Genomic DNA, 20,627 nt, shown 5'->3' with positions numbered 1-20,627 from the left:
CTTGAAGTGAAATTTTCTGAATCTCAAAAAAATCGAACATCCAACCAATAAAATGCGACGATCGCTTCGCTCATCCCTACTATAATAAATTTTAAAAGCGTCTACAATCATCGGAGAACGCCCATACGATACCAGGAATTGCAAAAAGTCAGACTCCATAGGTTCAGGCTTGTTCTAGCTTGAAAAGAGTGCAGATTGCACGCGTGAGTAAGTTTTTTGTTAATAGGGGGCATTGGCGGATGAAGGACGGAAAAGGACGGTTCACGGTACGGCTCATGGTATTGCTAGTTGCGGCCGGTATCGTACCGGCATGTTCGACGGGCAGCGACGTTGCGAAAGACAAATCTTCCAAGACGGAGACCCAAAACCCGTTGCCTGCGAAAGAAACGTTGGAGCCGGTCGAGCTGCAAATTTATGGCGGCCGTTACGTGTCGGAGCAAGGATTTATGGATACCTACGGAAAGTATATCCAAAAAAAGTACCCTCATCTCAGCTTCAAAGTGTACAGCAATATGAAAGCGGCCGATATCGTTGCGGCGGGCCTGCCGATCGATATTTTTTACAGCGATCCGGTTGCATACCCCCGGGATTTAGCCGAATTCGGCCTAGCCTACGATATGTCCGCCTTGATCAAACAATTCAATTTTGACCAAAACCGATTGTATCCCGAACCGATTCAAGTGATGAAAGACACCTTTAACAAGGGAATAACGGGTTTGCCCCTGGCGATGAGAAACGTGGTCCTGCACTACAATAAAAACTTATTTGAGAAGTTCGGCGTTGCTCCCCCGCGCGACGGGATGACATGGGATGAAGTGTATGAGCTTGCCCGAAAAATGACGCGGCAGGATAACGGCGTGATGTACCGAGGGATTGATTTTTCGGTGCATGTCATCGATTACAATCAGTTGTCCCTCGGGATGGTCGATCCGAAGACGGAGCGCGCTAGCGTCAATACGGCGCAGTGGGGCGAGCTGATTCGCAATTTTGCGCGATTTTATCAAATATCCGGAAACGAAGTGGGCACTCCGGAAGCAAAAGATATTATGGACTGGAAACGTTTCGGCGAAAAAGGGATTACGGCCATGGAAGCGACGACGTTTACGTCGGCTGTCGTAACGAAGGAATTATTCGATATGGACTACGCCTCGCTTCCGTCGTTCTCCTCCAAGCCGGGGGTAGGATCGCAATCGCCGGCAACCTATATCGGACTGACGGCCAGCACTCAGCATCATCAGGAAGCGTTCCGGGTAATCGAATATTTGCTGTCCAACGAGTTCCAGACCATGCTTTCCCGAACGGGAACGATATCGGCGCTAAAGGATACTGCGGTAAATAACGTATTTGGCGCGGACGTACCCGAGTTGGCCGGAAAAAATTTGAAGGCGGCAATTCCGTCCCATGCGGCGGCTCCGGCTCCGTTTTCCAAATACTCGGGTAGCGTACAGGCCAACCTATGGACGCCTCTGCTCAAAGTGTTTACCAGAGAAGTCGACGTCAATACCGGGCTGCGGACGATAGAGGAATCGATTAACAAGAAGATCAATGAGCTGAAAGCCGATAGCAAGTAAACCGCACTGATGCGGCGGAACATATAGGACTCGTCCCTGCAGGGTTACAGGACACGGGTTCTTTTTGTCGTAATGGCAAGGTAAAAGGAAACAGACCCTATGCTGCAAAAACGGTGGAATGCACGGAAAAAAGGCGGGCGATGCCTCTTTTCAAAAAGCAACTTATCTGATAACCTGATAAGTAACGAAATCAAACTTTTAAAAAAATGGAGCGATCGTTTATGCGAGTATCTCTGTTCATTACTTGTCTGGCCGACCAAATGTATCCCGAGGTTGGCGAAAGCGTTGTCAGGCTGCTGCACCGGTACGGGTGCGAGGTCGATTTTCCCGAGCTGCAAACGTGCTGCGGACAGCCGGCCTATAACAGCGGCTACCAGGACGAAGCGCGCGAGGTGGCGCGCAATTTGATCCGCGCGTTCGACCACAGCGACTACGTCGTGTCGCCTTCCGGCTCCTGTACGGGCATGGTGCATCACTATTATCCGCAGCTGTTCGAAAACGAGCCGGAGTGGAAGGCGAAGGCGGAGCGGTTGATCGCGAAGACGTACGAGTTTTCGCAGTTTCTCGTCGGGGTGCTTGGCGTCAAAGATTTGGGCGCCGTTTTCCAGGAAAAGGTGACCTATCATCCGTCTTGCCATGCGATGCGGCTCCTCGGCGTCAAGACGGAGCCCGGCGAGCTGATGGCGAATGTCGAGGGGCTCGAGCTCATCGATTTGCCCCGAAAAGAAGACTGCTGCGGCTTCGGCGGTACGTTTGCGGTGAAGATGGCTGATATGTCCGAGGCGATGGTGTGCGAGAAGGCCGCCAACGTATGCGCGACGAATGCCGGCGTATTGGTCGGGACTGATATGGGGTGTTTGATGAACATCGGCGGGCGTCTGAACAAGGAAAACAAGCCGGTGCGCGTCATGCATTTGGCCCAGCTGCTGGAGGAAGGAGTGAAGAACGGTGAGCGGAAACACGGCAAGTGAAAAAGAGCTGATCGGCACCGGACTGAAAAAGCGGACGGAAGAAGCGCTGGCGAACGATTTTTTGCGGAAAGCCGTGGCATTTACGACCGATAAATTGAAGACGGGCAAGCTGAAAGCGTCGGACGACTTCGGCCATTGGGAAGAGTGGCGCGAGCGGGGCAAGCAAATTCGCAAGCACGTCGTAGACAACCTCGATTACTATTTGACCCAGTTTACGGACAATGTGTCTAAAGCGGGAGGACATGTGCACTTTTGCCAGACCGGGGACGAAGCGGTGAAGACGTTCCTCGAGATCGCCGAAGAACGCCGGGCTAAGCTTGTGGCGAAGGGCAAGTCGATGGTTTCGGAGGAAATCCATCTCAATCATCATTTGGAGGAGCGGGGCATCGAAGCGATCGAGACGGACCTCGGCGAATACATTCTTCAGCTCGCCAAAGAGACGCCGTCGCATCTGATCATCCCGGCGATTCATAAGAACAAGCAGCAAATCGCCGATATTTTCTCCGAGGAAGCCGGCGAGTCGTTCGTCCCGGAGACGAAAGTGCTGGCCGGCTATGCCAAGCAGCGGCTGCGCAATTACTTTCTGGAAGCGGACATCGGACTGACCGGCTGCAATTTCGGCGTGGCGGAATCCGGCGCGATTACCCTCGTCTCCAACGAGGGCAACGGGCGGATGGTGTCCACGATTCCGAAGTGCCACGTCGTCATTATGGGCATGGAGCGGCTTGTGCCGACCTACGACGATCTCGAGGTCGTGCTTAACCTGCTTGCGCGCAGCGCGACGGGCCAGAAGCTGACGACGTACACGTCGATGATTACCGGACCGCGCCGCGAAGGGGAGCTCGACGGACCGGAGGAGCTGCATCTGATCGTCCTTGACAACGGACGTTCCGCGCAGCTCGGCGACCCGGTCTTCCAGGAAGTGCTGCACTGCATCCGCTGTGCAGCGTGCTTGAACGTGTGCCCCGTGTACCGTCACGTGGGCGGTCACACCTACGGCAGCGTGTACAGCGGCCCGATCGGGGCCGTGCTGACGCCGCTGCTGCAGCAGGACATGAAGGAAGCGGGACAGCTGTCCTACGCTTCCAGCCTGTGCGGGGCATGCTATGAGGCATGCCCGGTCAAAATCCCGCTGCACGATATGCTCGTGCAGCTGCGGGCGCGCAAAGTGCGGCTCGGGCTGACGCCGCTCGCGGAGCGCGCCGCCTTCAAGACGTTCCAGACGACGTTCGGGAACGTCACGCTGTACCGTTTGGCGACGAAGTCCGCCTACTATGCGATGAAGCCTTTTGTCAGCAAAGGCTTCATTACGAAAGCGCCCGGCCCCGGTGCCGGTTGGACCCAGTCGCGGTTCCTGCCGATGAAGCCGAAGCGCTCGTTCCGCGACCGTTGGGAGGAATTGCAAAAGGAATTGAAGCAGACCCGGCCGATGGAGCCGCAGGAAGGTGGGCATCGACATGACTAAGGGGACCATTCAAGGCCGGGAAGCGTTCATTGCGAATTTGTCGTCCCGCTTGGGACGCAAGGCCGTTTCACCCGTACCGCCGGCGCATTCGTTCCGCGGGGCTCCGGAGTTCTATAAGGAAATCGAACGTACGACGGAAGAGAAGATCGAATCATTCATTGAGAACTGGACCGCGCTGACCGGCAAAGCTCTCGTTGTGGAAGAAGCCGAGGCCGGCGAGCGTATCGGCGCCTGGCTGCAGGAAGTGGCCGCCGAGCTCGGTGTGAAGCAAGTGTCCCGCTGGGAACACGAAGGACTTCAGGCGCTCGGGCTCGACGCTGCACTCGCCGCCGCCGGGGTCGAAGTCGTGCCATGGCGGGAAATCCCGCAGGACGAGGGCGAGGCCGCCGCTGCCGCTGCCGCCGAGCCCGGCTCGAATTGGTCGGCGCGCAGCGAGCTGCTGAGGCGCACGGAGCGCTGCCAGCTCGGCGTCGTATGGCCGGACTTCGCGGTAGCGAACACGGCGACGCTTGTGCTGCAATGCTCGCGGGAGCGCGGCCGTTCCGTCAGCCTGTTGACGGAAATATTGTTCGCTGTGTTTCGGGCTGACCAGCTCGTAAACCGCATGGGCGAAGCGTTCGCGGAGATCACCGCAGGCAAGGCATCCCCGGAGCAGTACGCTTCCTCGCTTAACCTGATTACCGGACCGAGCCGAAGCGCCGACATCGAGAACGATTTGACGATCGGCATCCATGGGCCCGGCAAAGTGTACGCGGTCATTATCAAGTAAGACGGACCTTGGCGCAAGGAGAGCATATTCCGTACCCCGTTTCGATGCAGAAATTCAGAAGCCCGATCCCGGTCTCCAGCGAGGCCGGGATTTTTTGGTTACAATGAAACAATCGGTTTTCTGGTCTCCGGAGGATAAGGTACAATAGCGATGAGCCTCTTTAATGATACTTTCTATAACGATAACGAGCCGAAAAGCAGTAAAAATGGATTGGGGGAGCAAACCATGAAGATAACGATCGATCCGGTACCGATAGAACAAAAATCGGTGCTGAGGAATTTGCTGGAACTGTATAAGTACGATTTTACCGAGTTCGATCCGGAGGACGTGAATGAACACGGACTTTACGGGTATACATATTTGGACCATTACTGGACGGAGGAAGGCAGGCACGTCTTTTTTGTTCGGGTGGACGGCAAGTTGGCCGGTTTCGCCATGGTGCGGCAGCTTGGTCAAACGGAGGAAGGCATCGCCATATACGCGATGGCCGAATATTTTATTATGCGCAAGTACCGCCGATCGGGTCTCGGCAGGGAGTTTGCGTTCCATTTGTTCGACCGGTTCCGGGGCGTTTGGCGAGTGAAGCAAATCGAGGAAAACATGCCGGCGCGCCGGTTCTGGTCCAGCATCATTTCCGAATATACCGAAGGACGGTTCGAGGAGCTGCGCGAACCGGAGTGGGACGGTCCGATCCATCGGTTCCGGTCTTGCTGAAGTGAACTAACCGCACGCGCAAAAAAACGAGCGCCTTCCTTCACCGTCATACGCGGCAAAAGTGAGCGCTCGTGCTTATTCCATTTCCTTCATCCTCCCGTCCAAAGCCTGCTTGGCCGCGACAATCTCTTCATCGCTGACCTCTTTGTCGCCATAGCGCACTTTTTCATACACGGACACAACCGGCTCCGGTGTGAGCCAAAGCTGCGTCTCCCAGCGCCCCAGCTCTTGTCCTGTCTCTTTCGGCGTCAAGTAAGGCTTTGCTTTGTACCCCGCCTTCCTGCCCATCGTTAACATCGCTCGATACAGGTAGCGCGCCCGCTCCCGATTATTGTGCAATTCATCCCATCGGGGCTCTCTGTGGGCGTTTTTGAACAGGCTGCCGAATCGCGAGGCAAATACGTTTCGGAACGCTCTCCAGTCCATGATGCTTTCCACGTCGTCCTCGTACCCGATCCCGTTATCTTTGCGTTCGCCTTGGCTAAGAAACTCGAGCAGCCATTTGTAGCTGTTCCGAATCCAGCCGATAAGCAATCGTGCGAGCCGGTATACGATAAAAATGATAACCGCGCCCATAAAAATATACACGAGGATCATCCCCGCTTTTTGCAGCCAGATCAACCACTCCGACGGCTCACTTTGAGGGGTGGAAGGCATTTCGCTAACGCGCGGCGGTCTCGGTGCTTCTTTGGGCGCGAGTTCGAACTTCAAAGGATTCCCGCTGAGATTGAATCCGCCGAGCAGCTTCTCTTTCAGCCATAGGACCGCTTGCTGCAGTAAAGGGAATACGGCAATCAGCACGGCAGCAGTGAATAAGGCCATTGCCAAGGCGCGGTTCTGCCACAGCACGGAAGCGGTGAGCGGAGCATTTTTTTTCCCCGACAATGTCTCCTGCTTCAAGTAACTCTGGTTCACCATGAGCATCATCAAGGCGAGCGAAGGGATGCCGCACCAGAGCAGCAAAGGCTGGTAAGGGGCGAACGTGGACTCCATAAAAGGAATGAAGCGCATGAAAATCGACGTAACAAAGTATAATACAATCCCTACGACATAATAACCGGGCGGAAAATATTCGATCCACCGCACAACCGCCGTCCGGGAACCGCGGTAGCCGAATACGAAGCCAGCCGGCCATATGTAAGGGAACAGGGCTGTTCCGCCCATCCATGCGTACGAATGCAGCAAGGCGGCGGCGGCCAGACACAGCAGAAGCGGGAGATGAACGAAGCTTCGCAGAAAACTTACACGGCCAAGCGCATAACCGGCCCAATGGCAGAGCGGCAGCGTCGCGAGCCATAACCATCGGCCGGGCGATTCGGGCAATACATACAAGGTCAGCAGCAGAAACAGCGGGAAAAACAACAGCAGCTCGATACATCCTCTCGCAAGCGCTTTTCCGCTAGCGGCCATCGCTGTGATCATCATGCGCCGACCTCCGTTTCCTTCGGCCGTGGCTTGGCCTCATCTTCTTGCAGCAGGAACACGTTCACCGCATTGCCGTTTCGCCTAAGCTGCTCCATCGGTCCAAGCATTTTATCGCTGACATGAGTGGAAATAATGAGTATGTCCATCCCCGATACGGCCCGTTCCACTTCCTCATCCAAGAAGTAATCGAACGGGAGGCAGCGGGCCACGATCAGCTTCGCCATCGTTTCGAGCATATATTCCAGCTGCGCGTACCCGCTCATCGGCACCACCCGCACCGGTTCGCTCGGATCGTCGATGGAATGGGCATTCGTTCCGAAGCCTACGTCCATTCCTCGTTCAATGGCGAGCTCCGCAAATGCGGCGGCATAGGAGATCCCTTTTTCCATCAGCGCCACATTGTTGACCTGATCCCACATCCCTTCGTGATCCTCAACGTTGTAGTATATAAGCAGCCGGTGCTCCGCGGTAAAATCGTGCTGGTGCACCTGCAGCTTGCCGCTTCGCGCCGTCGCTTTCCAGTTGACGCCCTTGAGCGGATCGCCCGTCCGGTACTCCCGCGCACCGGCAATCATGAAAGGGTCGTCGACAATCCAGCGCCGCACTGTAAAATCCCCTTGCCAGCTGTGGGTCGGCAAATCGATCTCCTCGAGCGGAATCGGGCGTGGATAGACGAGCAGCTCGCCGTCCACCGTCAGCTGCCTGCTGGTCTTATGAAGCCCGATAATGTCGCCTGTGGTCAGCGTTGCCGTTCGCAGACGATAGCAGCCGCGTTCCAGGCACGTGATTTTATGGCGTCTCGTAATTTTCGTAAACGGCATCAGGCTGAAAAAGCTGCGATGGTTCTGAAACATCGTACCGTCGCTAATATCGAGATTGAATTGCTGTCCGAATTTCAGATTGCCGTGAATGAGCGATTCGAGCCGCAACCACGGAACCGGCAGCGGCGAATGGTTGGAGAGCCGCTCCACCATCTCCACTTTGTCGCCGGGGTAACACGCTCTTACGTTGAAATATCGCTCATAGCTCAGCTTCTGCGCTCCGAAGCTGCGGAATATCCAGGCTTGCGCGGCAATCACGATGGCGGCGATGAAGAGAAACCAATGAATCCCCAATCGATCACACCCTATTCCTGATAATGAAAGAACATTTCATACAACGAAACGTTAAGCGTACGATTTGGCTTCCGCCGGTACGGGGACGTCCAGCAATATTTTTTCAATGATAGTGCGGACGGCCTCGGCTTGACGCGAGCGAAGAGCTGCCTTTAGCAGCATCCGGTGAGCCATCACCGGCTCTGCCATCGCTTTCACGTCATCGGGCGTGACAAAATCGCGCCCCCGTATAATGGCGTGCACCTGTGCCGCTTTCAGCAGCGCCTGGCTGCCCCGCGGACTGACACCTACGGCGACGTCAGCGTGAACCCGCGTTCTCTCTACAATTTGCAGCAAATAGGCAAGCACATCGTCGGACACAGCGACCTTGGCGTACGTATCTTGGGCTACTACGATATCCGAGGCATCGGCAACGCTTTCAATCGACTCCAGCGGGCTTGCTTCTTTGAATCTTTTCAGAATGTCCAAGCCTTCCTCGGCTGTCGGATAGCCCATCTTTACTTTGAACAGAAAACGGTCGAGCTGCGCTTCCGGCAGCGGAAAGGTGCCCTGGCTTTCAACCGGATTTTGCGTGGCGATCACGAGAAACGGACGACCGAGACGATGGGTTTCCCCGTCAATGCTGATCTGTCTTTCCTCCATGCATTCGAGCAGGCTCGATTGCGTTCTTGGCGTTGCACGGTTGATCTCGTCAGCGAGTAAAACGTTTGCGAACAGCGGTCCCGGACGAAATTCGAATTCAGACAGCTTCTGATTATAGTAATGAATGCCGCTCAAATCCGACGGCAGCAAATCGGGCGTAAATTGAATGCGTTTGAAGCTGCAGCCGAGAGACTTGGCCATTGCTTTGGCGAGCAGCGTTTTTCCCGTGCCCGGTACGTCTTCGAGCAGCACATGCCCCGAAGAGATGAGCGCGATCAGCAATTTGTCGACCACTTCTTCTTTTCCCACAATTACCCGGCCGACGTTGCTGCGGATTCGGTCGGCAAGCTCCCGTATTTGCATAAACGGCATGAATGATCGCTCCTTTGAACACGAAGTAAAATCGACGGTTTTGATGCTCCATGATTTGGATGATTGATATGATGTGGTTTCACGGTTGCAAAAATAAGTATATATGGTTGCGAAGAGGAAATCGAGGATGTTTAAGCAAGATTAATTTTTATTATGCAGTGTGAGGTTGAAGGTTGCAATCTCGCAACGTGATCAGCGTCGGTTGAAGTCGGATGGAACACTGAAATTCCCACGCAAAGGCAGGCATTTTCGCATTGACACCTGCAAAAGATGGATGGTACTATGAAATTGTCATTATACAAAACCGTGGTTTATTATACTAAACCACAAGCTTTTGGACAGATGGAGGACGCATGGAAAAGAAGTATTGGGTACCCGCATTGGAAAAAGCAAACGATGTGCTGTTGGCCATTTCCGAACAGCCTTCCGGGCTGAAGCTGATCGACCTTTCGAAACGGCTTGGCATTAACAAGAGCTCCATGTTTTCGCTGCTGAACACCATGGAAGCGCTTGACTGGGCCGTGCGCGAGCAGGATGGCACTTATTCTTTGGGGTCGAAGCTGGGGTATATCGGCAATGCATTTTTCAAGCAATTCAGCCTGATCGACCGATTCCGCAAGGAAGCCTCCGTAACGAAGCACATCATTCAGGAAACGATTCAGCTTGCCAAGCTGGAGCAGCATGAGGTGCTGTATCTGGCCAAGGAAGAGATGCCGTCCCCGGTACGGCTTGCATCGGAGCCGGGGAAGAAGCTGCCTGCCCACGCAACCGCACTCGGCAAAGCGATGCTGGCCTGGCAGGAGCCGGACCATGTAAAGGCGCTCTTTGCCGAAGACACGCTCGGTCCTTGTTTAACCCCGCACACGCTGCAAAGCCGCGAGGAGCTTATTAGGCAGCTCGGCGAAGTGCGGGAAGCCGGTTACGCTTTTGATTTGCAGGAAGCGGTGATGGGCTTTTGCTGCGTGGCGGCACCGGTGCGCGGGAGCGACGGAGAAGTCGTGGCGGCGATCAGCTGCTCCATGTTCCAGCATGAATGGGAGCAGAAGCGGGAGCTGGCGACGGCGGAAATATGCGCCCTTGCCAAACGGCTGTCGCACAGCTGAACCAAGACGCGGATTCATATTGCTATAATACGTAAAAAAGGGATGTGAGCCTGTTGAGATTGCAGAACAAAATTATTCTTATTACCGGTTCCGGCTCCGGGATCGGGAAAAGCACGGCGCTGCTGTTCGCGAGAGAAGGCGCTACCGTGATCGTCAACGATCTGTTGGAGGAGAAAGGGCTGGAGACGCTGGAGGAGATTCGTCAAGCCGGCGGCAGCGCGATCTTCGTACAAGCGGACGTGACGAATCCCGATTCCGTGAAGTCGATGGTCGATACGATCATCGCCAAATACGGGCGGATCGACGTATTGTTCAACAATGCGGGCGTCAGCGGCGTCGGCGCGATTCACGAGGTTGAGCCGGACGCCTGGGACCGCGTCATCAACATTAATATCCGCGGCGTTTACCTGCCTTGCAAATACGTACTTCCGCATATGATGGAACAAAAGGACGGCTCGGTCATCAATATGTCTTCTTGCATCGCCGAAATCGGATTAGCCCGCAGAGCTTCCTATTCGGCAACGAAAGGCGCTGTACTCGCATTGACCAAATCGATGCAGGTCGATTATGCGCCGTATAATATTCGAGTGAACGCGCTGCTGCCGGGTACCGTGCTGACGCCGTTTGTCGAGGATTATTTGAAGAAATCGTACGACAACCCGGAGGCGGGCTACGAATCGCTCAAGAAGCGCCAGCTCAGCGGCGATCTGCTGCGTCCGGACGATGTGGCCAAAGCGGCGTTGTTCCTGGCATCGGATGATTCCCGTTTCATGATGGGTTCTCCGCTCTATATCGACGGCGGCGTCGTATTCGGGAAGAACGGATAACGGTTACCGCGTTCGTTCAGCTCTTATTGAAATACCAAGCGACTTTCAAGGAGGAAGAAAACAGAGATGAAACTGCTCACTTTTATAGAGAACGGACGCCAGCAGCTTGGCGTAAAAACGGATCGCGGCATCGTACATATTGCGAAAGCGCTTGAGGCCGTTCAAGCGGACGGAAACGTAGCGCGCAATGTGCACGAAGTCATTGACGGCGGTCAGTCGGCGGTCAGCGCGCTCGAAGCTTTCGTCGCCAAGGCGCTTGCCGCAGGCGGCAGCGACGCTTATGTACTGGACGAATCCAAGCTGACTTTGGGGCCATGCGTGACGCATCCGAACAAAATCATTTGCGTCGGGCTCAACTACCGCAAGCATGCGGAAGAGACGAACGCGCCGATTCCGCAATACCCGATTTTGTTCAATAAATTCAACAACACGTTGACGGGCCACGGCCAAGATGTGCCGCTTCCGGTTCGCGTGACGAGCAAAGTCGATTACGAAGCGGAGCTCGTGATCGTGATCGGCAAGGAAGCGAAGTACGTTTCCAAAGAAAATGCGCTCGGCCACGTATTCGGTTACTGCAACGTGAACGATTTGTCCGCTCGCGACCTGCAGATGCGCACGCAGCAATGGCTGCTCGGCAAATCATGCGACGGCTTCAGTCCGCTCGGACCGTACCTGGTCACTGCCGACGAGGTGGGGAACCCGAACGATTTGAGCATCCGCTGCATCGTAAACGGCGAAGTACGCCAAAATTCGAACACTTCGGATATGATTTTCCATTGCGATGAAATCGTCAGCTATATTTCGCATCATATGACGCTTGTGCCGGGCGACATTATTTTGACGGGAACGCCGGAAGGCGTCGTACTGGGGTATCCGGAAGTGAAGCAAGTGTACTTGAAAGACGGCGACGTCGTTACGATCGAAATCGAGAAGCTCGGTTCGCTGACGAACCGCATGGTGAACGAGCAAGCATAACGCAAAGCTAAGCTACCGCAAGGAGCCAAAGGAGGCACATTGTTCAATGGCAGCACCTATTACTTCGGGCGCCGACGCGCTCGTGATGGATACGCGCGACCATGTTGCGACGGCCATTAAAGATTTGCAGGCAGGGGAACGCGTTACTTACCGGGTACAGGATCAAGTGCTGGAGCTGACGCTGATCGATCCTGTTCCGTTCGGTCATAAAATCGCCGTCGCCGACATTCCCGAAGGCACGGATATCCGCAAATACGGCGAAGTGATCGGGCGCACGACATGCGCCATTCAGGCCGGGCAGCACGTGCATGTGCATAATGTCGAAGGCATCCGCGGACGCGGGGATCAAGCCAAAGCGTGAGAACGTGAGAAAAAATTGACAACCGGCAGTGTTGTTTCACCACTGCAACGATTGCAAAAGATTGACAACCGACAGTATTGCTTCGCCACTGTAACGGTTGCAATGAGGGGAGAACGAAAGCATGACACATATGATGGGATATAGAAGACCGAACGGCGACGTAGGCATCCGCAACCATCTGCTCATTATTCCTACCGTCATTTGCGCCAATCAGGTGTGCAGCCGCATTATGCAAATGGTGCCGGAAACCGTAGCGATTCCGCATCAGCACGGCTGCAGCCAGATCGGCGCCGACAAGGACCGCACGTTCGAGGTGCTGGCCGGAACCGGCCGCAACCCGAACGTCGGCGGCGTCATTATCATTAGTCTCGGCTGCGAAGTGGTCGACCCGCATGCGCTTGCCGAAGCGATTCGCCCGACGGGCAAACTGATCGAAGTGTTCGACATCCAGTCGGTCGGCGGTTCGGTGAAGGCGATACAGCACGGCGTGGAGCTAGCGAAGAAAATGCGTGCGCAGCTCGATGCCATGCAGCCGGAGCCGGTGCCGTTCAGCGAGCTAATCATCGGCGTCAAATGCGGCGGCTCTGACGCTACCTCCGGACTCGCTTCCAATCCGGCGCTTGGCGCTGCGGCCGATTCATTGATCAAGCAAGGCGGAGGTGTCGTCATCGGCGAGACGACCGAAATTATCGGCGCTGAGCATGTGCTCGCATCCCGCTGCGCGACACAGGCGACAAGCGACAAGCTGTATCACATCGTCGACCGCTTCGAGAAAGAAGTGGAGCGGATGGGCGCAGACATGCGCGGCGGCAACCCGAGCCCGGGCAACATTGCCGGCGGCCTGACCACCATCGAGGAGAAGTCGCTCGGCTGCATCAGCAAATGCGGCACCGCGCCGATCGAAGGCGTCATTGAGTACTCCGAAACGATTCCGAAGCACGGATTGTATTTTATGGACTCGCCCGGCAACGATATCGAATGCGTATCGGGCATGGCGGCAGGCGGCGCGCATCTGGTTTGCTTTACGACCGGCCGAGGTACGCCGACGGGCTCGGCTGTCATTCCGGTCATTAAGATTACCGGCAACAAGCGGATGTTCGAACGGATGTCCGACAACATGGACGTCGATGTCAGCGACATGCTCGAAGGCACGTTAAGCCTCGAAGATGCGGGCGACCGGATTTGGCAAGAAATTCAAGAAGTGGCAAACGGCAAGCAGACCAAAGCGGAAATCCTCGGCCATACGGAGTTCAGCATTAACCGGATCGGCCCGAGCTTGTAACAGACGCAAGGCCGCTTGTATGGCGGCTTCCATAGAAAGTAATACGTTCATCAACGATCGGAGGGTATCAATTCATGGGCAGACTAACGAATCGGGTCGCACTGGTTACCGGGGCGAGCCGGGGCATCGGAGAAGCAATCGCCATTCGCTTGGCGGAGGAAGGCGCTCACGTTGCCATTAACTTTACGTCGGACAGATCCCGCGCGCTGGCGGAGAACGTAAAGCAGCAGGTAGAGGCGCACGGCGTGAAGGCGATGGTCGTTCAAGCGGACGTAGGCAGCAAACAGCAGGTGGAATCGATGTTCGAGCAAGTAAAGGCGCAGCTCGGCGACGTGGACATACTGGTCAACAATGCGGGGATTGCGCCGTTCGAAGCTTTTCTGAAAGTGACGGAGGAAACGTGGGACCGCACGTACAATACGAACGTCAAATCGATCTTCCTCTGTTCACAGCTTGCGGCAAAATCGATGATTCCGAAGCGATACGGCAAAATCATCAACGTGCTCTCGACTGCCAGCCTCGTCGTGACGAGCCCGGTCATCCCGCACTATCAGTCGTCCAAAGCGGCCGCGAACATGCTGACGAAAGGGATGGCTATCGAGCTCGGCAAATACAACATTAACGTCAATGCGGTAGGCCCGAGCACCGTCGATACCGACATGTGCACAGACTACTTGGCCGACGATGCCATCCGCGCGAAAGAAGTCGAGGCGAATCCGATGAAGCGTCTCGGAACGGCGCGTCAAATCGGCGATGCCGTCGTATTCCTCGCTTCCGAAGAAGCGATGCAGATCAACGGTCATCTGCTGATGGTCGACGGCGGACTTACGGTCAAAGCGGCCCAGCCGGACGACCATATGGAGCATTAATCCATTTCTTACAGGCAGTCCTTCCCAGTGGAAGGGCTGTTTTTTGTTGGAACGGCGGCAATACGCCATCGACAGCTATGCACAGCGTTTCGGATACGGCAACGTCAAGGAGTTTACCGGTCATGCGGTCGGAAAAGAGCTATGGGAAGAGCCGGCCGTTCCCCATTTTGGAACAAAAGGGATGGGAATGCGGCTGAAGAAAGGTTTGGTGCTCGCCATCGAGCCGATGTTCACCCTTGGAGATTGGCATGCTTTTGTGGAAAGCGACGGGTGGACGGCAAGAACGGTCGATCGTTCCATTTGCGTTCAATATGAGCATACGGTGGCCATTGCGGAAAACGGTCGCAAATTCTCACGACGCTGTAGCCGATAGGCGGAAACACCCTAACTCGAAAAGTTACGAGCTTATTTCTCAAGCTCTTCTGTTACCCGGTGCAAACATATCTGCTGATTTCAAAAAGAGGTAAATTGCGGTCTCGCAAAATACCTCTTTTTTGTCCATTTCCCACGGTAAGACAGGGTAGGGCGGGGAGGTCATCCGCCGTTTAATGATGCTGATCATTTTCGTAATTGGAAATTTCGATCAGATTGCCGTCGGGATCGCGGATATAAACGGACAGGATGGGACCCAGCGCACCGGTTCTTGCGACGGGACCTTCCTCGATGGCAACCTGCAGCTTCTCCAGATGAAGCATAACCTCCTTGAGCGGAACAGGCGTAATAAAGCACAAATCGATGGAGCCGGGCAGCGGAGCGCTCGCTTTCGGTTCGAATTCTTTGCCGTATTCGTGCAAATTCAGCTTTTGGCTTCCGAACTGAAGCGCTTTGCGGCCGTTTCCGAAGGTTGTCACTTCCATCCCCAATACAGAAGAGTAAAACTCGCATGTTTGTGCGATGCTGCGAACGGTTAACACAAGGTGGTCGATACGATCGATCCTCATTTTATACACCTGATTTCCATAAAATTTAATTGTAGGGTGATTGGGCTTGCCGGCTGAGTCAAACGGAACGTTGATTTCATTTTATCTCCTGAGGGTAACAAAATATATATGACAATCTAATACTCTCCTAATAGTTCGCTGATATTTTCTGAAATATTTGCAAGTATAGTAGATTTATCAAACAGGGGGTGAGCGTGATGAATCATATTCAAATGCTGTATAATGGCAAGGTTTATCAAGGGGCTGTTGCATACGAAGGGGCGGAACTGATGGAGCTTTCCATGGAAAAGCCGGTTCCGTATAAGGGAGGCGATGCGGTACTTTGCTTCGATTTCAAAAGGCGGCGGAGGATGCGCATCCTCCGGGGCTCGGGCAACAAGCTCATTGTTGCGCCGGAGGAGTCGGAAATATTCCGAATTAACGCGCAGCCGGAACAAACGAATGAGGATCTGCTCCTCGACGACGACATGATGTTCGAAAGCTTTAAGCTGAACGTATTCGGGACGATCAGCGAAGATTTTCGCACGCTTGCCGTCCGCTTCGTCGATATTTGCCGTTTGGGGTTCGGCTTTGAAATCGACGACTTTTCGGTAAAGCTCAATCACGTATACGACACCATGATTTTTTGCGATGAGGAAACGATTCATCCGAAGCTGATTGTCCGGTATGTTCATATTATGGAAAAAACGATACGATACGGCGCGGAGATTCATAAGATTTCGGCCAAGGACCTGAATAAGCTGCGATATTTCATTGCCGCCAAACAGTTTGCTGGAGCTTGAGGCGGCCCGGATGAACGATCCGCAGCGCCCTATTCGGCCGACAAACCGCCAAGCGATTGCGACCTATTATCGTGTACAACGATAAATACCCGGCTGTCCGCCAAAGCGGCACGAGCCGGGTATTATTCATTATGCCTTATTCAGCGGCAGGAGAGTCGAACGATAACGTATTGCCGGCTACCATGACTCTTTCGATCTTAAAGTCAGGAGATACGAGAACCAGATCGCCCAGTTTGCCCGTTTCAATGCTGCCGGTTTCGTGATCCATGCCGAGCTGTCTCGCCGGATTGCCGCTGGCCATACGGCTGGCCGTTTCCATGTTGACCCCGACCGTCTGTACCATGAATCGCAGCGCATCAATCATCGTAAGCGTGCTGCCGGCAAGGCTGTCGCCTTCTTTCAGACGGGCTACGCCGTCCTTGACAACGACGCCGAGGCCGCCGAGCTGATAGTCGCCGTCGCCAAGCCCGGCTGCGGAGATGGCGTCGGTAACGAGCACGAGACCGTCGGGCCCTTTGGCCTTCGCGAGAAGTCCGATGCAGGCCGGATGGACATGATGTCCGTCGGCGATCACTTCCGCCGTGATTTTGTCCTCCGTCATGACCGCTCCGACAACGCCGGGCTCGCGATGGTGCAGCCCTTTCATTGCATTGAACGTATGAACGGCATGTCGCAGCCCGTGCGATACCGCGCTTACGATTTGCTCATAGGTAGAGTCGGTATGGCCGCAAGCCGGGACGATGCCCTGCTCGGAAAGCAGGCGGATCGTCTCCAGCGCACCTTCCGTCTCCGGCGCAAGCGTCATCATTTTGATGAGCCCAGGATACTTCGCCGTCCACTCGCGAATCCAGTCCGGGCGCGGAGTAACGATATAGCTCGGGTTTTGCGCGCCGGGCCATTTGGGGCTTATAAACGGCCCTTCCAAATGAACGCCGGCCAGCCGCGCATAAGGCATGCCGTTTTCATTGCGGATGAAAGCATCCGCCGCTTGAAGCACATCGGCCAAAGCTTCCTTCGAGCCGGTCACCGTCGTGGCAAGCAAGGTGGTCGTGCCGCAGCTGCTGTGGAACCGCGTAATGCCTTCGATGGCGGCCTGCGAGGCGTCCATAAAATCGTGGCCGTAGCCTCCGTGCACGTGCACGTCGACGAAACCGGGCAGCGCCCAGCTCCCTTTGGCATCGATCCGTTCCATGGCGGCGGCCAAATCGAGCTGGCTGATCGTCTCCATCGGCCCGACGAGCCGAATGCGTCCGTCCCGCAAAGCGATGAAACCGCGCTCGATCGTCCGGTGCGGCGTTACGACTTTGGCATTGGTAATGATGCTGCTGATTCTCATTTCAATCGACTCCCCGCTTCCGAATCCAATAATACGACGACATGCGGATGCGTCTGCAAGAGCGACGCCGGGCATTCCGTGGTGATCGGCCCTTGCAGGGCGCGGGCGACAATCTCCGCTTTATCCCGTCCGCGAACGACCAGCAAAATCATTTTCGCCTTCAGAATGGTGCCGACGCCCATCGTAATGGCATGGGTCGGCACTTCTTCCGGTTTGTTGAAAAATCTCGCGTTGGCTTCTCTCGTTTGCTCCTGCAGCTCGACAACGTGCGTGCTGCGAACAAGCGAGTGATCCGGTTCGTTGAAGCCGATATGCCCGTTATGCCCGAGACCAAGAAGCTGCATATCGATCTGCTCGGCCTGCTCCAACAAGCTGTCGTAGCGCTCGCATTCCGCGCTCAGATCGGATGCGGTACCGTCCGGAATGTGGCAGGCCGCGGGGTTCACATCCACCGAGCCGAATAGGTGCTCCTGCATAAAAGCAAAGTAGCTGGCCGGGTGGTTGCGGTCGAGGCCGACGTATTCGTCCAAATTAAACGTCGTCGCCTTGGCGAAGCTGACGAGTCCTTGGCGGTGCGTTGCCACCAGTTCCCGGTAAATGCCGACCGGCGTACCGCCTGTGGCGAGCCCGAGAATTGAGCGCGGGTTCGTTTGCAGCATCCCGGTAATAATGCCTGCCCCCGCCTTATTCAGCTCATCGTCCGTGCGAAATGTCAAAATGTTCATTCAAGCTATCTCCCTTTTTCTTTGCGATATTTTTTGACCTGTTGGAACGATTGCTCCAGCAGGGGAACATATTCGTCGAATTGCTCGCTGACGAGAGCGGTAAACAAAATGTCGACCACGTGCAGCAGCGCGATACGGGAAGCCATATCGCCTCTTCGCATGCCTTCCTCGAGGGAAGAGGCGAACAGCCGGATGTCCGATGCTTGCGACAGCCGGTTCATCCCGAATTTGGTCAGGGAGATGGTAAGCGCCCCTCGCTCCTTGGCGCACTGCAGCGCATCGTTCGTTTCGGGAGTTTCACCGGAATACGATACGGCGAAGGCCACATCGTGCTCGGTCAAGCTGGAAGCGGAAGTGATCTGCATGTGGGAATCCGGCCAATAGTGGGCCATCTTGCCGATACGGACAAGCTTCTGCTGAAAATCAAGCGCGACGATACCGGAAGTCGCCATGCCGTACAAGTCGATCCGGCGCGCACGCTGAAGCGAATCGACCGCTCGCTGAAGCTCGGTGAGATCGAGCTGACGCGTCGTATCGGATATCGAGCGCAAGTGATTCGTCTCGATCGCCTGGACGATGCTGTGCAGCGAATTGCCGGCGACGATATCCTGGTAAGACGGTTTCGCCGGGGCTTGCACGAGTTCGGCCGACAGCTTCATCCGGAAGTCGGCGTAGCCTTTGAACAGGAAGCTGCGGCAAAAGCGCGATACCGTCGCCGTGCTGGCGCCGGACCGGTCCGCAAGCTCCGTGATGCTGAGATGGACGACTTCGGGGGCATGCTCCAGCACGTACTGCGCGAGCTCTTGTTCTTTGCGGTGCAGGGAGGGCTGTTTATCGCGAATCGCTTGCAGGATGTTGGTTATGGGGATTCACCACGCTTTTAAAAAGTAAATTTATTTACATAATTTCCGTAATATCAAGAAAATAATTTACATCATAATCATAGCGAATTCGAGCGGCTTAATCAATACAGTTCAACATGTTTATGGGTATTTTTTTAAAATAAGGAAGCGCGTTTTTCAAGGTCTATTTGGCATCGGATCGAATTCGGCCGACCGCCTCGCAGCGCCGAAGCGCGTGGCTGGGAACCGCTATTGGAGAAAGACGCGCGGTATCCGGAAAGGTACGGGATCGGAAATGCCCTCGGCCGAGAGGAAGGATAAATTTGGTATGTGAAACGGATAAAATCCGACATGTACAATAAAAATGGCGCATTCTATAATTGATAATAATTATCAATCTCAATTAGGGGACCAGCAACCGCAACCGATTTTTCGGCATTCTCAGGATTGAGGACGGAATGTTGCTTTGCTGCACAAGGAGGAGAGAAAAAGAATGAGAGCCTTACGAAAGATGATCATACTGCTGCTGGTGTTAGCCGTTACAGGCTGCGGTACGAATGCAAACGGGGGAACGAAGAACGGCAGCAGTCCGGCTTCCGCCACAGGAGGAGACACGCCGAAGGAACAAAGTCAGCCTGCTGCGGGAGACGCAGAAAGAACGATCAAGCATGCGATGGGCACAGTCACGCTGAAGAAAAAGCCGGAACGCGTCGTCGTGCTGTTCAACGGAATGGTCGATATCGCCGTCGCTTTGGGAGTGAAGCCTGTCGGGGCCGTCGAATCATGGGATCAGAAGCCATGGTATAACTACTTGCGCTCCCATATGGATGGAGTCAAAAATTTGGGCGACGAATCCCAGCCGAATGTGGAAGCGATTCTTGCTCTGAAGCCGGACCTCATCATCGGAACGAAGACGCGCCATGAAAAAATATATCCCCAGCTGTCCAGCATCGCTCCTACCGTCATTACGGAAGAGGTGTTCAACTGGAAGGAAAATGTAAAGATGAGCGCGAACGCGCTGTACAAACAAGAGGAAGCGGACAAAATCTTAAACGATTGGAGCAAACGCGTAGCGGAGTTTAAGCAGAAGGCCGGCAGCCGGCTGGCGAATACGGAAGTGTCGATTTTGCGCTTTGAGGATGACGGCAGCGCGCGGTTCTATGTGACGGGCTTTGCCGGAACGATATTCCAAGAACTCGGAATCGGCCGCCCGAAAGCCCAAAAAATCGAAGGAAAAACGGTCGTCAACCTGACTTCCAAAGAACAGATGTCGCAGCTCGACGGCGATTATATATTCGATATTACCCAGATCAGCGAAGGCAACGAATCCAAGGCAAAATCGCAGTCCGACTGGACGAATCACCCGCTGTGGAAAAACTTGAAGGGCGTCAAAAACGGGAAGTATTACAAAGTCGACGTTGTTACATGGAATTTGAGCGGAGGAGTCATTGCCGCGAACAAAATGCTGGACGATGCATTTCGAATTTTCGAAATAAAATAAGCCTGAATAAGCAGCAAACAGGAGTGCCGAAAGAGTGAG

The 20,627-nt window shown here is 54.7% G+C and carries 21 protein-coding genes; 14 read left to right on the top strand and 7 right to left on the bottom strand.

The genetic code is table 11. From position 1 onward, the window contains the following. Positions 1-239 precede the first annotated feature (239 nt). The 5 genes from ACFQI7_RS17460 (at position 240) to ACFQI7_RS17440 (ending at position 5,490) form a co-directional block, all read left to right on the top strand. Complete coding sequence (locus ACFQI7_RS17460) at positions 240-1,571, top strand: ABC transporter substrate-binding protein (protein ID WP_218098114.1); 1,332 nt, start codon at positions 240-242, stop codon at positions 1,569-1,571. 221 nt (positions 1,572-1,792) lie between these two features. Further along, complete coding sequence (locus ACFQI7_RS17455) at positions 1,793-2,542, top strand: (Fe-S)-binding protein (protein WP_218098113.1); 750 nt, start codon at positions 1,793-1,795, stop codon at positions 2,540-2,542. Further along, a complete protein-coding gene (locus ACFQI7_RS17450) occupies positions 2,520-4,007 on the top strand; it encodes a LutB/LldF family L-lactate oxidation iron-sulfur protein (RefSeq protein ID WP_218098112.1) in 1,488 nt (495 codons plus the stop codon). Before ACFQI7_RS17455 ends, ACFQI7_RS17450 begins: the two co-directional genes overlap by 23 nt. Beyond that, positions 4,000-4,776, top strand: a complete 777-nt coding sequence (locus tag ACFQI7_RS17445) for a LutC/YkgG family protein (protein ID WP_218098111.1) — start codon at positions 4,000-4,002, stop codon at positions 4,774-4,776. The genes ACFQI7_RS17450 and ACFQI7_RS17445 overlap by 8 nt, the downstream gene beginning before the upstream one ends. A 225-nt stretch (positions 4,777-5,001) precedes the next feature. After that, positions 5,002-5,490 (top strand): GNAT family N-acetyltransferase, encoded by a 489-nt coding sequence (locus tag ACFQI7_RS17440; RefSeq protein ID WP_218098110.1) that lies wholly within the window; start codon positions 5,002-5,004, stop codon positions 5,488-5,490. 75 nt (positions 5,491-5,565) lie between these two features. Here ACFQI7_RS17440 and ACFQI7_RS17435 read toward each other — a convergent pair whose 3' ends face one another. The 3 genes from ACFQI7_RS17435 to ACFQI7_RS17425 are packed head-to-tail and all read right to left on the bottom strand — an operon-like array spanning position 5,566 to position 9,044. Continuing rightward, on the bottom strand, positions 5,566-6,915 hold the full coding sequence (locus ACFQI7_RS17435) for a DUF4129 domain-containing protein (protein ID WP_218098109.1): 1,350 nt from the start codon (positions 6,913-6,915) through the stop codon (positions 5,566-5,568). Beyond that, entirely contained in the window at positions 6,912-8,030 is a 1,119-nt protein-coding gene (locus ACFQI7_RS17430; RefSeq protein WP_230414770.1) for a DUF58 domain-containing protein, read from the bottom strand. Before ACFQI7_RS17430 ends, ACFQI7_RS17435 begins: the two co-directional genes overlap by 4 nt. A gap of 51 nt (positions 8,031-8,081) precedes the next feature. Beyond that, on the bottom strand, positions 8,082-9,044 hold the full coding sequence (locus ACFQI7_RS17425; RefSeq protein ID WP_218098108.1) for an AAA family ATPase: 963 nt from the start codon (positions 9,042-9,044) through the stop codon (positions 8,082-8,084). Between the two features lie 353 nt (positions 9,045-9,397). Here ACFQI7_RS17425 and ACFQI7_RS17420 point away from each other — a divergent pair, with 353 nt between their 5' ends. The 7 genes from ACFQI7_RS17420 to ACFQI7_RS17390 all read left to right on the top strand — a co-directional run bounded on the left by ACFQI7_RS17420 (position 9,398) and on the right by ACFQI7_RS17390 (position 14,834). Then, a complete protein-coding gene (locus tag ACFQI7_RS17420) occupies positions 9,398-10,147 on the top strand; it encodes an IclR family transcriptional regulator (protein WP_218098107.1) in 750 nt (249 codons plus the stop codon). 53 nt (positions 10,148-10,200) lie between these two features. After that, positions 10,201-10,974: an SDR family NAD(P)-dependent oxidoreductase gene (locus ACFQI7_RS17415; RefSeq protein ID WP_218098106.1), complete on the top strand. Its 774-nt coding sequence runs from the start codon at positions 10,201-10,203 to the stop codon at positions 10,972-10,974. Positions 10,975-11,040: 66 nt separating this feature from the next. Further along, positions 11,041-11,949, top strand: a complete 909-nt coding sequence (locus tag ACFQI7_RS17410) for a fumarylacetoacetate hydrolase family protein (RefSeq protein ID WP_218098105.1) — start codon at positions 11,041-11,043, stop codon at positions 11,947-11,949. A gap of 46 nt (positions 11,950-11,995) precedes the next feature. Beyond that, positions 11,996-12,310, top strand: a complete 315-nt coding sequence (locus tag ACFQI7_RS17405; RefSeq protein WP_218098104.1) for a UxaA family hydrolase — start codon at positions 11,996-11,998, stop codon at positions 12,308-12,310. 121 nt (positions 12,311-12,431) lie between these two features. Continuing rightward, a complete protein-coding gene (locus ACFQI7_RS17400; protein WP_218098103.1) occupies positions 12,432-13,592 on the top strand; it encodes a UxaA family hydrolase in 1,161 nt (386 codons plus the stop codon). Positions 13,593-13,666: 74 nt separating this feature from the next. Beyond that, complete coding sequence (locus ACFQI7_RS17395; RefSeq protein WP_218098102.1) at positions 13,667-14,461, top strand: SDR family NAD(P)-dependent oxidoreductase; 795 nt, start codon at positions 13,667-13,669, stop codon at positions 14,459-14,461. Between the two features lie 43 nt (positions 14,462-14,504). Further along, a complete protein-coding gene (locus ACFQI7_RS17390; protein WP_230414768.1) occupies positions 14,505-14,834 on the top strand; it encodes a M24 family metallopeptidase in 330 nt (109 codons plus the stop codon). A 172-nt stretch (positions 14,835-15,006) separates the two neighbouring features. Here ACFQI7_RS17390 and ACFQI7_RS17385 read toward each other — a convergent pair whose 3' ends face one another. Next, positions 15,007-15,402, bottom strand: a complete 396-nt coding sequence (locus tag ACFQI7_RS17385) for a VOC family protein (protein WP_218098101.1) — start codon at positions 15,400-15,402, stop codon at positions 15,007-15,009. Positions 15,403-15,599: 197 nt separating this feature from the next. Between ACFQI7_RS17385 and ACFQI7_RS17380 the strand changes: the two genes are divergently transcribed. Next, positions 15,600-16,184 carry a hypothetical protein gene (locus ACFQI7_RS17380; protein ID WP_218098100.1) on the top strand — a complete coding sequence of 195 codons (585 nt, stop codon included), beginning with the start codon at positions 15,600-15,602 and terminating at the stop codon, positions 16,182-16,184. A gap of 136 nt (positions 16,185-16,320) precedes the next feature. On the opposite strand, the gene nagA is transcribed toward ACFQI7_RS17380, so the two are convergent. From nagA to ACFQI7_RS17365, 3 genes are read right to left on the bottom strand one after another with little or no spacing between them, the layout of a single operon-like run. Continuing rightward, positions 16,321-17,520 (bottom strand): N-acetylglucosamine-6-phosphate deacetylase, encoded by a 1,200-nt coding sequence (nagA, locus tag ACFQI7_RS17375; protein WP_218098099.1) that lies wholly within the window; start codon positions 17,518-17,520, stop codon positions 16,321-16,323. After that, positions 17,517-18,245 carry a glucosamine-6-phosphate deaminase gene (gene nagB / locus ACFQI7_RS17370; RefSeq protein WP_218098098.1) on the bottom strand — a complete coding sequence of 243 codons (729 nt, stop codon included), beginning with the start codon at positions 18,243-18,245 and terminating at the stop codon, positions 17,517-17,519. Before nagB ends, nagA begins: the two co-directional genes overlap by 4 nt. A gap of 5 nt (positions 18,246-18,250) precedes the next feature. Beyond that, entirely contained in the window at positions 18,251-19,108 is an 858-nt protein-coding gene (locus tag ACFQI7_RS17365) for a MurR/RpiR family transcriptional regulator (RefSeq protein WP_218098357.1), read from the bottom strand. 472 nt (positions 19,109-19,580) lie between these two features. On the opposite strand from ACFQI7_RS17365, the gene ACFQI7_RS17360 reads away from it, so the two are divergent. Then, the gene (locus ACFQI7_RS17360) at positions 19,581-20,588 is read left to right on the top strand and encodes an ABC transporter substrate-binding protein (RefSeq protein WP_218098097.1); all 1,008 of its coding nucleotides are present in this window, start codon (positions 19,581-19,583) and stop codon (positions 20,586-20,588) included. Positions 20,589-20,627: the final 39 nt, after the last annotated feature.

It is taken from the genome of Paenibacillus allorhizosphaerae (assembly GCF_042659105.1).
In the GTDB taxonomy this organism is placed as follows: domain Bacteria; phylum Bacillota; class Bacilli; order Paenibacillales; family NBRC-103111; genus Paenibacillus_G; species Paenibacillus_G allorhizosphaerae.
Note: the sequence above shows the minus strand (reverse complement) of the source record. Positions and strands in the feature narration are given on the sequence as shown.